Genomic DNA, 12,846 nt, shown 5'->3' with positions numbered 1-12,846 from the left:
AAATCCCCATGGCAGCCGCCTCTGCGATGTTGGCGATTGGGGCATCGCTGGTTGCGATGAATGTCGCTTACGTCGCCATCACGCTCGCCGTTGGGTGGACGATGCGACTCTATCCGCTGGCGGTGGCATTCCACGTGGGCCCGCAACTCGCCGCGTTCCGCGTCGGTGGAACGGCGGTTTCAATCTGCCTACTCCCTCTCGGGTCGGGGGTACGATTTCTCGAACGGGGGCACATTTCCGCAGAATGCGCTCGGAAGGTGGCAGGCCGAGTCGTGTTCGCAGACGAGTTGCGTCCGCTGTGCAGAATTCTGTTCGCGCTCAGCCCCCCTTGTGGGTTCCTCGCGTTCGCCTGGATTATGTTGGGGGATAACCTCTACTCAGACGCGACAACCGCACTACCGCAAATCTACCTCGGGGCGCTTCGCCCCAATTCGCTCGGCGTTGAACTCCTGTCACGTTACGTGGCCAGGTGGCAGGAATCTCCGCTGGTCGCCCTAGCCATCCTTTCCGCAAAGTATGGCGTCTATCTGCTCGTCCCGACCCCCGGCTCACCGGGTTTCAACGCGATCGTCGAAACAGTGCGAGCCTTGTCGGGCCGCAACCCGCTCGAAACGTTGAAGGAACCGCAGTTGCTCCTCCTCTCGAGCCCGGCAATCATCGCGTACATCGGTTGGAGCGTCGCGGTCGCCGTCTACGGCTATCACCTGCTCGATAGCGCTATCTGAGCGACAGCAAACCCTGAATCGCGAGCGCCCGTTAGGCATCTTCCGGCGTAGCGCCAAGCACGATCGGAAAGTCGGCGGTCAGTTCGCCAATCTTCGAACCTTCGAGCGGCTTGAAATCGACGAGCACCGACTCGCGCTGCTTCTCGTCGCGAATACCACGCAGCACGCCGTCGCGGTCGTTCCCCTTCTCGCCGCGAACGTAGAGCTGCGTCGTCAGGAGCCGCTTCCCATTTTGGCTGACCGCGTAGTGGATGTGAGGCGTCCGGCCAGGGTAGGGGACTGGCTTCACCGTGCGGAAGTAATACTCGCCGGTCGAGCCGGTGGTGAAGCGGCCGTAGCCTTGGAAATTCGCGTCCCGCTTCTCGCCATCGCTGCCGCTGTGGAGATAGACGCCATTGCCGTCGACTTGCCAGATCTCAACGAGCGCGTTCCGCAGCGGCTTCCCGTCAGCGTCGAGAATCCGTCCGGTGAGATGCGTGATGTCGCCGATCGCCGGATCGATGCTGTCGTTGATGATCAAGAGGTCGTTGTCGGTGTCGAGCGGCAGATGATCGGGATAAAACGGCCCCTCGGTTTGCCGCGGCGTGAGCGTGAGCGCTTCGGCGAAAACGCCGGGAGCGGAAAGTGCGGCCGCGCCAAAAGCAATGCTGCGAGCGAAACCGCGACGGGAGAGATTGTGGGAAGCCATCGACTGACTCTCCGCTTGAAGAGATTTGAAAGAACGAGCTGCGACTCAAGGCATTCTACCGCCCGACAGGCTTTTAACCCAACACGTCGCTGGGAGTTTCGCTGTGCGGGGCGAGCCTGAACGGGGTCGGGGGCCTTTTGCCACTGGCGATCATCAACTTGAAGGAACGCCGCCAGTGGCAAAAGGCCCCCGACCCCCTCACGCATCAATCAGCAAATCGCGACGCTCGCTCACGTGGCCTCAGCACGTAAACCATCAGCCCTAGCACCACCGACCCCGCCCCCATGAGTGGCAACCAGGGCGAAATCGACAATGCGTACGTCAGGCTGCTCCACAGCATATAGCCGCACGTCGCGCAGAAGACGAGCGGCGGCAACGGATAAAACGGCACGGCGAACGGACGCTCTCGCAACGGATCGCGCCACCGCAGCACGATCACCGACGCCCCGGTTCCCATGAGGAACGACCAAAACACCGGCGCCGTCGCAGCCAGCAGCGTGCCAAAGCCGTCGCCGGGGTTGATCCGATTCACCGCGAAGACCATCGCCAGCGCAACCGCCGCCTGAGCAATCAGCGCCGCCCGCGGGGCGCCCCGCTCGGCGTCCCAGCCACTCAGCCACCGCAGCGGCCGATGGTCGACCCCGGCCGCCGCGTAGACTCGCGAGCCGACCAGTACCATGCCGTTGATCGCGCCCAGCGCCGAGATCATTACCAGAATACTGGCCAAGCTACCGCCAACACTGCCGATCGCTGCTTCGATGACGTCGCTCGCCGGAGTGCGCGTCGCGCGAGCGTTCTCAACCCCAAGCCCCGCAAGATACGCAACATTCACGGCAAGGTAGACGGCCGTCACGCCCAGCACGCCGCCAATCAGCGCGAGCGGCAAGTTCCGCCGCCGATCGCGCACCTCCGCGGCAACGAACGCAGCGTCGTTCCAGCCGCCATAGGCGTACAGCACGAACACCATTGCTAGGCCAAAAGAAATCGAAGACGGCGCTGCCGACGGCACTGATTCAGCTGGAGCGAGATTTCCCCAATCGGCGCACGCGACTCCCGCCGCCACGACGCCAATCAATCCCAGCACCTTCGCCACGGTGCAAATGTTCTGCGTCGATTTGCCGAGCGTGGTCCCCAGCGCGTTGAGAATCGTCGCCCCCACGATCGGCGTCGTCGCCAGCCACACGCCCGCTGCGTCGCTCAGCCCAAACAAACGCACGCCGTAGTCGGCAAACGTGTAGGCCATCGTCCCGATGCTACTGGTAAGGACCGCCGTCAACTGCGTCCAGCCGAACAGAAACCCCGCCCAAGCCCCAAAGGCTCGCGTGAGATACTCGTAGTCGCCGCCTGCCCGTGCGTAGGTTGTCGCCAGTTCGGCGTAGCACAGGGCGCCGATGATCGACAACAGCCCCCCCAACGTCCACGCTCCCAGCGCCGACCAGGGGCCCGCGGTATTCTGAAAGACCTCCGGCGCCGTGCGAAAAATCGACGTTCCAACGACGATGCCGATCACCAAACTGACGGCGTCCCACAAACCAAGCCGCGGGGCGGCGTTTGCGTTCGGTTCGTTTGGCGATGCGTCATTCATGCGGGTGATCTCGATCGCCACAACCTACCGCAGGTAGCCAAAATTAACAGTGGAAAGCGGCCTCGCAACATCGTATGACAAGGGGAGCCACCAGCTGATTTACTGGACGCCAAAGGGCTAGAAAATCATACAAATGTGAACCGCAACGAGCACGACGGTATGCAAAGAGAAGAGGATCCCCTGCTAGACACAAATGAACGCGAATTATTTTTTATCTGCGTTCATCGGCGGTTCCACTGTCTTTGTGTTTCCAGGGCGAACCTCAGCGTCCTTGGCGGTTAATCTTTCCGACCCCGCATCGCAGTAACCTATGTCCACAGATTCTCCAGCAGCGACCAAGCCGCCGCGACTCCTGTCACTCGACGCCTTTCGCGGCATGACCGTCATCGGCATGGTGATGGCCAACAATCCTGGCTCGTGGGCGGCAGGCGAGCGCTATGCTCCACTCGACCACGCCGCGTGGCACGGCTGGACGCCGACCGATTGGATCTTCCCCCTCTTCCTCTTCATCATGGGAACGTCGCTCGCCTACTCGATGAAGAAGTATCGTGAAGGCGCCGCGATTGATCCGGCAGTTTACACCCGCATCATTCGGCGGACGATTCTCCTTTTCGGCCTGGGACTGTTCAGCGTCTTCTTCGGGCGATTGCTCTCGATCGCTATGCGTGAAGACGTGGCGTTCAGCTACGAAGCGTTCCACTTCGACACATTCAGAATCCTCGGCGTACTGCAGCGGATTGCGCTCGTCTATCTCGTGGCGTCGCTACTCGTGCTCCACACGGGGCTGCGCACGCAGGTCGTCGTTGGCGCCGCGTTGCTGCTGGGGTACTGGGGCCTGCTCGCGACTCTACCGCCGGAGAGTGACTACCAAACACGACTCACGCCGGAAGGGAACGTCGTTCGCGTCGTCGATATCGCGGTCCTCGGCTCCAACCACATGTACACGCAGGCCAAGAGCGAGAAGACCGAGCCCGAGGGCCTGCTCAGCACGCTACCGGCCATCGTCAACACGCTGCTCGGCTACTGGGTCGGCTTGGCGATCATGCGGTACGGCGCCAATTGGGGAACCGTCGGCCGGTTCGTCATCATCGGCGCCGTCATGGCCGCGATCGGCCTCGCCTGGGGCGAAGTCTTTCCCATAAACAAAAAGCTCTGGACCAGCAGCTTCGTGCTGTTCACCAGCGGCGTCGGCACAATTGGACTCGGACTTTGCCTCGGCCTGTTCGACGTCGCAGGTTACCGCAAGCTCGCGCGGCCGTTCGAGATCGTCGGCATTAACGCGATTTTCATCTTCGTCGGCTCAGGGCTGCTGAGCCAACTCCTCGGCGCCATCAGTGCGAAGGTAACGGCGGCCGATGGAACGATCGAGACGACGAGCGCCAAAGGCTGGATCTATAAAGAACTGATTACCGACCACATTGCCGACCCGAAACTGGCCTCATTCCTGTTCGCCGCGGCGACGGTCGCCTTCTGGTGGATTATCCTATGGGGAATGGCCCGCCGCGGCTGGTCGGTGCGGGTATGAGCAACCGAACGTTGACGCGGCGGCAATCGAGGAGCGACGCATGCGTACCATTCTTGTGCTGCTCAAATACCTCGTGGCGGCGCTGTTGGCCATGGTTGTCGTCGGCGGCGCCGGGATGATGCTTGGCAGCATCGTCGCCCGGGCGATCAATCCGCACCCCAACCCTCATTTGTATGAGGGCATGGAGTACGTGATGGGAGGCGCCCTCATCGGCGCCTTGCTTGGCCTAGTTGGCGTTATTGTCGCCGCTATCAGAGCGGCTAAAGCGGAACGACAACGTTCCAACAACTCGGAGTCTGCATCTTGAAATTGATCGTTCGCTGCTTGTTTGTACTGACGGCGTTTGGCATTTCACACGGAACCGCCGTTCGCGCCGAACTGCCGCCAGAAATCCGCGTCGTCACCTACAACATCCACCACGGCGCAGGAACCGACGGCAAGCTCGACCTCAAGCGAATCGCCACGCTGATCAACGCCGAGAAGCCCGACCTCGTCGGCCTCAACGAAGTCGACCAAGGCTGCCGTCGTTCGCAAGGAATCGATGAGCCGGCGGAGCTTGCCCGGCTCACCGGCATGACGCATATCTTCGAGAAGAACATCGACCACGACAGCGGTATATACGGCAACGCTATCCTCAGCCGACTGCCGATCGTGCGGCATGAAAACCACAAACTGCCGTCCGACTATAAGGGCGAACAGCGCGGCGCTCTCGAGGTCGAAGTCGGCGACGAAGATGATTCGCTGCTGTTCATCTGCACGCACCTCGACTTTCGCCCCAACGATCACGAACGGATGGAATCGATCAAGACGATCGAAGACCTCGCCGCGAAGCGCGCCGGCAAGCCGATGATTCTGGTCGGCGACCTGAACGCGACGCCTGAGAGTCGCGTGATGCAGACCTTTGCGCAGAACTGGGGCCGCAGCAATTCGGAACCGGCATTCACGTTTCCGGCGGCGAACCCCAACAAGCAAATCGACTACATCCAGTTCCGGCCCGCAGCGGAGTGGGAAGTCGTCGAAACGCGCGTCCTCGACGAGCCAGTCGCCTCCGACCACCGCGGCATGATGGCCGTGCTTCGGCGGAAGAGTTCAATAAAGTAGCCAGCGCGTGACTCGCGAGGCGGCGAAGATTCCGGGACCGTTACTGACAACTCCGTACGCTGAAAGCGTTTCATATTCCAGCCCAGGGTTCGACGCGCAGCGGCGTACCCTGGGTCATTACAGACAACGACAATCACAACTCTGAAAGAGTTGCACAATCGACTCCACCAGGAGCGATTTAACCCCTTCAGAGTTGTGGTCGCAAATCCAAACGAAAAAACCCGGGGTAGGTCGCTACGCGATCAACCCCGGGCTGGATGATGCAACGCAGTTGGCGTTCGGCGTGCCTAGACGCAATCGGCGGGAGGGCGATGGCGTTCTGCTCCGGCGGATCGTTGACCCGCGGCTAGAAAATTGGCTTGATACCTTTGAGACGCAACTCGGTCTCGGCCATCAGCGCATCTTCCGCCGCTTCGTCGACCGCTTCGTACGTCACGCTGAACCGCAGGAACGAACCCGCATCGTCCCACGGAACGGTGCAAATCGACTGCTGCGTGATGAGGTACTGACTGCAGGCTTCGGCGTTTTCGAACGCAGGCCCATCGGCCAAGCCCTTCGGCGAGGGCGTGTAAAGGAAGTAGGTGCCGCCCGGCATCTCGCACTTGAAACCGCACCGCTTGAGCACGGCGACGAGTTTCTCTAGCCGCCGCTTGTACTTCGCGCGAATCCGCTTCGGAATCTCCGGATCATCGAGTCCTGCGATCGCCGCACGTTGGATCGCGAGGAACTGTCCGCTATCGAAGTTGTCCTTCGTTTCCGCGAACGCTTTTACCAACAGCGGATTGCCGCAAAGCCAGCCGAGCCGCCAACCGATCATGTCAAAGCCTTTGGACATCGAGTGCATCTCAACGCCGACGTCCATCGCGCCGGGGATCGAAAGGAAGCTATTCGGCGCCTGGTCGTACGACAACTGCGCGTGGGCGGCGTCCTGGAGGATGACGATGTTATGTTTCTTCGCAAAGGCGATTGCCTTCTCGTAATACTCCCGCGGCGCCGTCTTGCCGGTGGGGCTGTTCGGGAAGCACAGGATCAGCAGCTTTGCCTTCGCACAGACGTCGGCGGGAATGCTGTCGAGATCCGGGAGGAAGTTTTTCTCCGCGAGCAGCGGCAGCTTGTAGACCGAGCCGCCATAGTAGCTGGTGTGCGTGCCGGCCACCGGATAGCCGGGAACGGTCATCAGCGTAATGTCGCCCGGATTGATGAAGCAGGCGGGGAAGATGGCGAGGCCCGATTTCGAGCCGATGCAGTGGTTCACCTGCGTCGTCGGGTCGAGCGAGACCCCGTACTCGCGGTGCATGAACCGCGCGACCGCTTCCTTGAAGACCGGCGTGCCGTTGTCGGCATAACCGCGATTAGCGGGGACGTTGATCTCCTCCGCCATCCGCTGGCGGATCTGCTCGTCGGCCATGCCGTCGTTCTCGCCGATGCCGAAGTCGAGCAGTTGCCGCTCGGGGTGATCGGCGAGGGCTTGCCGCTTGGCCCGCTTGATCTTCTCGAACTTGTAGATGGCGGTCGACTTGCCGTACTGGGCACCGCCGATGCGGTCCGCGAAGAGCTGCTGAAAGTAGGGTTCAGACATGGGCTGGCTCGGATGAATGGCTATCGGCTGTCGGCCATCGGCTGATGGCCGGAGGAATGCGTATTCGGGACGCCGGTGAAGAGGGACTGGCCGCTCACGGGCGTTGCGGTCAGATTTTACTTAGAGTGACAGGCAAAGGGCAGGGGGCTGGGACGGCGCGCTGAGGCAAGAAACGCTCGGCGACGGCGAATAGCATCCGCCATTGGCACAGAAAAACTTCGAGGAGCGCGAATGGGAATCCTACCGCAGCGACCGCTCTACCGCCGACTCCCTATCGCCGGAGGCCTGCTGGGCGTGCTCTTCGTGGCCTTGGGCTGCTGGGCGATCTACTCCCGATCGTCGCTGAGCAGCCGGATCGAGACGATCCGCGCCGCGGGCTATCCGGCGACGATCGCCGACCTGGCGCCGAAACCGATCCCAGCCGACGAAGACGCCGCGGCGCAACTGGCTGCGATAGCGCCACGGTTCGATGCGTTTGCGAAAGAGCACGGCCGCTTTTACAACACTCCGGAGGGACGGGCCTACGAGAGCCAGCGGCAGCGGGGCGCGGGAGCTTCCGCAGAGCAACTCGCCGCGATCCGGGCCATCATGGAGCAGTATCCGGAACTCGACGAAGCGATCGAACGGGCGGCGGCATGCGATCGTTACGCGTCGCGGCTCGACTTCAGCTTGCCGCAGCCGCAGCTCCTGCAGGCCATGCTCGACCAATCTTCGAACATACGCACCCTGGCCCGGTTCGTTCAGTGGCAGATGGAGTTGGCGATCGCCGACGGCCAGCCAGATGAGGCAGTGCAAAAAGGCATTGAGCTCCTGAGGCTCGCCGCGTTGTACGACGCGGAGCCCACCTTAAACAACTCAATGGTCGCAATGGCGATTCGCGGCAGTGCGGCGTCGGCCATCCACGATGTACTTGTCGCTGGTCGCGAGCATATGATTCCATCAGCTCTGCGCGCCGAGCTCGATCGAGAGCTGGCTCGTTTCCGTGCAGAGGACGTTCTGCGTCAGGCCATCATCAGCGAACGTGCCTACGTCATCAGCGCGACTTTGCAGCACCTTGATGGCATGAACATCTTCGCCGCGAACACGATCGGGCTACCGATGAAGGCGAGTCTTATTGAATCGATCGACCTGATTGATCCGACCCTGGAACTCGCCAACCAGCCGTGGCATGAAGTATTCAAACCTGGCAGCCAGAACGTCTTTCAATCGACTGGACGGATGGGCGCCATGGCAAGTCTGCTGGCGCCGTCGTTCAAGGCCCATTTCGATCTGGTCCATCGCACGAGCGCGACGCTGCGGTCGCTGAGAACCCTCAGCTCGCTACAGCAGTACGCCGCCGAGCATGGCCGGGAGGCCGCAGGACTATCGGACCTAAATCTACCGGCAGCCGATGCGGTCGACCCATTCACGGGCCAACCGCTGATCGTCAAACCAACCGCAGGAGGGTGGCTCGTCTACTCCGTTGGATCGAACGGCGCCGATGACGGCGGGGACTTCGCCAAGGACAAGGACGTTGGTTTCGGCCCGCCGCAAAAGCAGCCTGCGACGGTGGAGGCCGAAGATTAGACCATAGCGACGCTCAACGCGCCGCCAGCCGCTCGATCTCCGCCGCGATTGCCGCCGCCCCCTTCGTTGGCTCCTGGCAGGTGAATCCCTCGCAGACGTACAGCGTCGGTTCGCCCGCAGCGGACGCCTTGCCTGCAATGAGGGCCGCGAGCAGCGGCGACTGGTCAACCGTCTTCGCGTTAGCGCTCGCGAGGACCTTGTTCGGGATGAACTGCCGGCGCAGCTCTTTTACTGATTTGGCGACGAGTTCGAACCCGGTGTCGCCCGCCAACACCATTTCGAACGTCGGGCCAAGGTGGAAGTCGAGCGCGAGCAGCATCTGACCCATCGCGGCCGGGGCTTGCTGCATCAGGCCCGCGGCAGCGACGAGCGTTCCCTCCGCAGCGGCAATGTACTTCGATTCGCCGGTGAGTTTGCCGAGCCGGGCTAATGCAAACGCCGCTATGCCGCTGGCGCTGGGAACGCTCGCGTCGGTGGCGTCTTTGTTGCGGGCGATCAACTGTTCGTGATCGTCGGCGGTGTAGAAGAACCCGCCCGCCTGCGGATCGGCGAAGTGCGCGAGCACGATGTCGAGCAGCCGCGCAGCCTCGGCAAGTCGCGTTGCGTCGAACGTCGCTTCGTAGAGCGAGAGGAGGCCGTTCGCCAAGCACGCATAGTCGTCGAGGTAGGCGTCGAGCTTCGCGACGCCGTTGCGGTAGGTGTGGAGCAGCCGACCGTCGGGTCGCTGTAGCTTCGCATGAATGAAGTCGGCCGCCTTCGCCGCCGCGGCGGCGTAGCGAGGTTCGTCAAGCGCTGCCGCCGCGCTAGCAAGGGCGTCAATCATGAGGCCATTCCAGGCGACGATTACTTTGTCATCCTTGCCGGGATGAACGCGTTGCTCGCGGGCAGCGAACAACTTGGCCCGCGATGCTGCTAGTTCCTCGGCAAGCTCCGCTTCGTCGCGGCGCATGATCGCCGCCGATTGGGCGAGCGTCTTCGGCAAATTGAGAATATTTGCCTCTTCTAAATTCCCCGCATCGGTGACGTCGTAAATGCGGCCGAACGTCGAACCGGCGTCGTCGCCGAGCACTTCGTCAATCTCGTCGGCCGTCCAGACGTAGAACTTTCCTTCGTGCCCTTCGCTGTCGGCATCCTCGGCGCTGAAGAAACCTCCCTCAGGGCCGGTCATATCGCGGAGGACGTAACCAATCGTTTCGTGCGCCACGCGAGCGTAATCGGCATTGCCAGTGGCTTGATACGCCTCGACGTAGACGCCGGTGAGCAGTGCGTTGTCGTAGAGCATCTTCTCAAAGTGGGGCACGAGCCACCTCGCATCGACGGAGTACCGTGCGAAGCCGCCGCCGAGTTGATCGTAGATGCCGCCAGCCGCCATGCGGTCGAGCGTCGTGCAGACCATCTCCAGCGATGATGCATGACCGGTGCGATGCCAGAAGCGGAGCAGCAGTTGCAGATCCATCGGGTGCGGGAACTTCGGCGCCCCCCCGAAACCGCCCCAGCGGGAATCGAATGTGCTCGTCAGCTGACCAATCGCGGCGTCGATAAAGTCGCGCGATAAGTCGCCCGGCGCCGTCGCTTGCCCGGCGCGACTCAGTTCGTCGGTGAGTTGGTTCGCCATCTGCTCTACTTCGCCGCGACGCATCAGCCAGGCGTCGTACACCGCGCGAAGCACGTCGTCGAACCCCGGCATCCCGCCGCGAGCCGACGGCGGGAAGTACGTGCCGCAGTAGAAGGGCTTCAACTCCGGCGTGAGGAAGACCGACATCGGCCAACCGCCGCGACCAGTCATCATCTGCGTCGCGTTCATGTAGATCTGATCGAGATCGGGCCGCTCCTCGCGATCGACTTTAATCGCCACGAAGCGGTCGTTGATCATCGCTGCGATTTGCTTGTCCTCAAAGCTCTCGTGCTCCATCACATGGCACCAGTGACAAGCGGAGTAGCCGATCGAAAGAAAGATCGGCCGCTGCTCGTTGCGAGCGCGATCAAGCGCCTCGGGCCCCCATGGATGCCAATCGACGGGGTTGTCCTGATGCTGGAGCAGGTAGGGCGACGATTCGTTGGCGAGCTTGTTTGGCATGGATCGACGAACGGATTTTAGAAGACTAACCACGAAGACACGAAGAACGCACGAAGGAAATAGATGGAACCGCAAATGAACGCGGATGGCCGCAGATAAAGTACCAGTGGAATTACTGGCGTTTAACCGCGTTTATCGGCGGTTCCAGTTTTGCTCAGCGTCGTACGATTATATTGAATCAAATAAAAACGCCCCGGAAAGCTTGAGGCCTTCCGGGGCGTTCGTCAATTTTAAGTCAATTCACTAAATAAATTAGTGAGGCGTGACCGCATCGGCGCGAGGACCCTTCGGGCCACGGCCTTCGGTGTAGCTGACCGACTGCCCCTCTTGGAGGGTGTCGAATTGGCCATTTTCAACCGCGGAGTGGTGGAAGAAGAGCTCGCCCTTCTCGCCTTGGATGAAGCCAAAGCCCTTGTCCGCAATCAACTTCTTGATCGTGCCTTCTGCCATAGTCGCAGAAACTCCCTAAACGAAACGAAAGAACTAACAAACGGGCCGCGCCCTCGTCTCCGCCAAACCCTGGCAGCTACGCGCGACAATCCCACAGTAAAGGAGCACCCAAGTCGTCCGCGATTGAAGAGAAGCGTCCGCGGCAGTCGCCAGAGAGCGAGCTGAGAGGAACAATCTAACAAAACAAAGCGGGGGGTTTGACTCGATACGACCCCAAGTCGCTGATTGTAGACGGCGTGGCGAGGAAAGTATAGGTAAATTGCCGTGACAAATATGCTGTCGCCACCAGCGGTCGGCAGATCCCTGCGGCTTGAAAAGCAGCGATTTTCCCGGGAAAACGCACTCTCGCGTCGGTTTCGTTGCGAGCGACGATGGTCGAATCTACGATCTATTAAAGCGGCGCACGAACGCCTGTTCTGACGCTTGTGCCAATTGCGCCGGCGCCCGGCGGCCCGCTCCTTTTCGCGAAGGCTCGAAGATGCCCAAGTTCTCTGAAATGGCATTCATCCGACTGCTGTTTGCCAGCGCTGCAGTCGCAGCAGCGCCGGCGGCGTTCGCCTACCCGATCAACTCGCAGTTCACGATCAATTCGACGACGTCGAACTTAAAATTGAGAGCCGAAGCGTTCGGCTTCAACGACGACGACACGAAGAGTCTGAACGGTTCATTGAACGTGACGCTCGACTTCGGCGCCAATGGATTCGGCACGCCGGCCAAAGTAACGGTGAATAGCGGCACGATCACGCCCAGCGGCAACTACACGCTCACGCTCGGCTTTCCACCGATCCTCGGGGTCAAGGCGGTCGCCAGCGGGCTGGCCGCCCAGGTGTCGACGCCGACGCCGCCCGGCACGATGACGCGTACTGTTAATCCAGGCGTCGTCTACAGCATCGACACGTCGCAGTTCCTGGTCACGATGAACCAAGGCTCCGTCGTCGTCACCGGCTCGACCAACCAAACGATCGATCTCGCCGCAGAACCGGTCGCTGGGACTTCGCCGCCAGGAACATTGGGGACGCTCACCCTCACCACCGGCGCGACCAGCGGCTACTTCACGCGGATCAACGCCGCATTGTCGCTGCCGTTCGACGTCACCGAAATCGCCGACCTCGACGGCACTGAGGTCGAGATGCGGGTCACCGGTACGGTGAACGCAACCTCCTCGTTCTACCTCGCGCTCGCCGACATTCCGGGCGACTTCCAACTTGACGGCGACGTCGACGCCACGGACCTCGCTCTGTGGAAGACCGGCTTCGGCCGCGAAACTGGCGCGACGCCGAACGATGGCGATGCGAACGGCGACGGTCGCGTCGATGGAACCGACTTCCTTGTTTGGCAACGCAACTTCGGAGTTCAACCGCCGGCGGTCGCTGCGAGTACAGTCGCCGCAGTGCCGGAACCAACATCGATTGGCCTGTGCGCGACTATGCTCGGGGCCACAGCGGCAGCGCGTCGCCGGAGCAATAAGGTCGCTTGAGCTGGAAAAAGATTCGGCCTGATCGCTTGAGCGACCAGGCCGAATTCGTTTAACGATCAAGCGATAGGGGCTC

General features: G+C 61.5%; 11 protein-coding genes. 6 read left to right on the top strand and 5 right to left on the bottom strand.

What is annotated here, in order from left to right; all coding sequences use genetic code 11:
• Positions 1–8: 8 nt before the first annotated feature.
• Complete coding sequence (locus tag ACQY7R_RS21025) at positions 9–725, top strand: hypothetical protein (RefSeq protein ID WP_428307517.1); 717 nt, start codon at positions 9–11, stop codon at positions 723–725.
• A 31-nt stretch (positions 726–756) separates the two neighbouring features.
• On the opposite strand, the gene ACQY7R_RS21020 is transcribed toward ACQY7R_RS21025, so the two are convergent.
• Together ACQY7R_RS21020 and ACQY7R_RS21015 are read right to left on the bottom strand one after the other, a co-directional pair.
• Positions 757–1,413 (bottom strand): intradiol ring-cleavage dioxygenase, encoded by a 657-nt coding sequence (locus tag ACQY7R_RS21020; RefSeq protein WP_428307516.1) that lies wholly within the window; start codon positions 1,411–1,413, stop codon positions 757–759.
• 205 nt (positions 1,414–1,618) lie between these two features.
• A complete protein-coding gene (locus ACQY7R_RS21015; RefSeq protein ID WP_428307515.1) occupies positions 1,619–2,998 on the bottom strand; it encodes an APC family permease in 1,380 nt (459 codons plus the stop codon).
• A 310-nt stretch (positions 2,999–3,308) separates the two neighbouring features.
• On the opposite strand from ACQY7R_RS21015, the gene ACQY7R_RS21010 reads away from it, so the two are divergent.
• Genes ACQY7R_RS21010 through ACQY7R_RS21000 form a run of 3 tightly spaced genes read left to right on the top strand, consistent with a single transcriptional unit; the run spans position 3,309 to position 5,624 of the window.
• A complete protein-coding gene (locus tag ACQY7R_RS21010; protein WP_428307514.1) occupies positions 3,309–4,523 on the top strand; it encodes an acyltransferase family protein in 1,215 nt (404 codons plus the stop codon).
• A 40-nt stretch (positions 4,524–4,563) separates the two neighbouring features.
• Positions 4,564–4,830, top strand: a complete 267-nt coding sequence (locus ACQY7R_RS21005; RefSeq protein ID WP_428307513.1) for a hypothetical protein — start codon at positions 4,564–4,566, stop codon at positions 4,828–4,830.
• The gene (locus ACQY7R_RS21000; RefSeq protein ID WP_428307512.1) at positions 4,827–5,624 is read left to right on the top strand and encodes an endonuclease/exonuclease/phosphatase family protein; all 798 of its coding nucleotides are present in this window, start codon (positions 4,827–4,829) and stop codon (positions 5,622–5,624) included. The genes ACQY7R_RS21005 and ACQY7R_RS21000 overlap by 4 nt, the downstream gene beginning before the upstream one ends.
• A gap of 346 nt (positions 5,625–5,970) precedes the next feature.
• Here the strand turns inward: ACQY7R_RS21000 and ACQY7R_RS20995 are convergent, their stop codons facing one another.
• Positions 5,971–7,203: an LL-diaminopimelate aminotransferase gene (locus ACQY7R_RS20995; RefSeq protein WP_428307511.1), complete on the bottom strand. Its 1,233-nt coding sequence runs from the start codon at positions 7,201–7,203 to the stop codon at positions 5,971–5,973.
• A 231-nt stretch (positions 7,204–7,434) separates the two neighbouring features.
• On the opposite strand from ACQY7R_RS20995, the gene ACQY7R_RS20990 reads away from it, so the two are divergent.
• Positions 7,435–8,769, top strand: coding sequence for a hypothetical protein (locus ACQY7R_RS20990; RefSeq protein WP_428307510.1), 1,335 nt, complete (start codon positions 7,435–7,437; stop codon positions 8,767–8,769).
• Between the two features lie 13 nt (positions 8,770–8,782).
• Here ACQY7R_RS20990 and ACQY7R_RS20985 read toward each other — a convergent pair whose 3' ends face one another.
• Together ACQY7R_RS20985 and ACQY7R_RS20980 are read right to left on the bottom strand one after the other, a co-directional pair.
• A complete protein-coding gene (locus tag ACQY7R_RS20985; RefSeq protein ID WP_428307509.1) occupies positions 8,783–10,846 on the bottom strand; it encodes a thioredoxin domain-containing protein in 2,064 nt (687 codons plus the stop codon).
• A gap of 252 nt (positions 10,847–11,098) precedes the next feature.
• Complete coding sequence (locus ACQY7R_RS20980) at positions 11,099–11,296, bottom strand: cold-shock protein (protein ID WP_152096870.1); 198 nt, start codon at positions 11,294–11,296, stop codon at positions 11,099–11,101.
• Between the two features lie 478 nt (positions 11,297–11,774).
• Between ACQY7R_RS20980 and ACQY7R_RS20975 the strand changes: the two genes are divergently transcribed.
• Complete coding sequence (locus tag ACQY7R_RS20975; RefSeq protein WP_428307508.1) at positions 11,775–12,773, top strand: dockerin type I domain-containing protein; 999 nt, start codon at positions 11,775–11,777, stop codon at positions 12,771–12,773.
• Positions 12,774–12,846 lie beyond the last annotated feature (73 nt).

This window comes from Lacipirellula sp. (assembly GCF_965279485.1).
Taxonomy (GTDB): domain Bacteria; phylum Planctomycetota; class Planctomycetia; order Pirellulales; family Lacipirellulaceae; genus Lacipirellula.
This window is presented reverse-complemented; position numbering and strand designations above follow the sequence as displayed.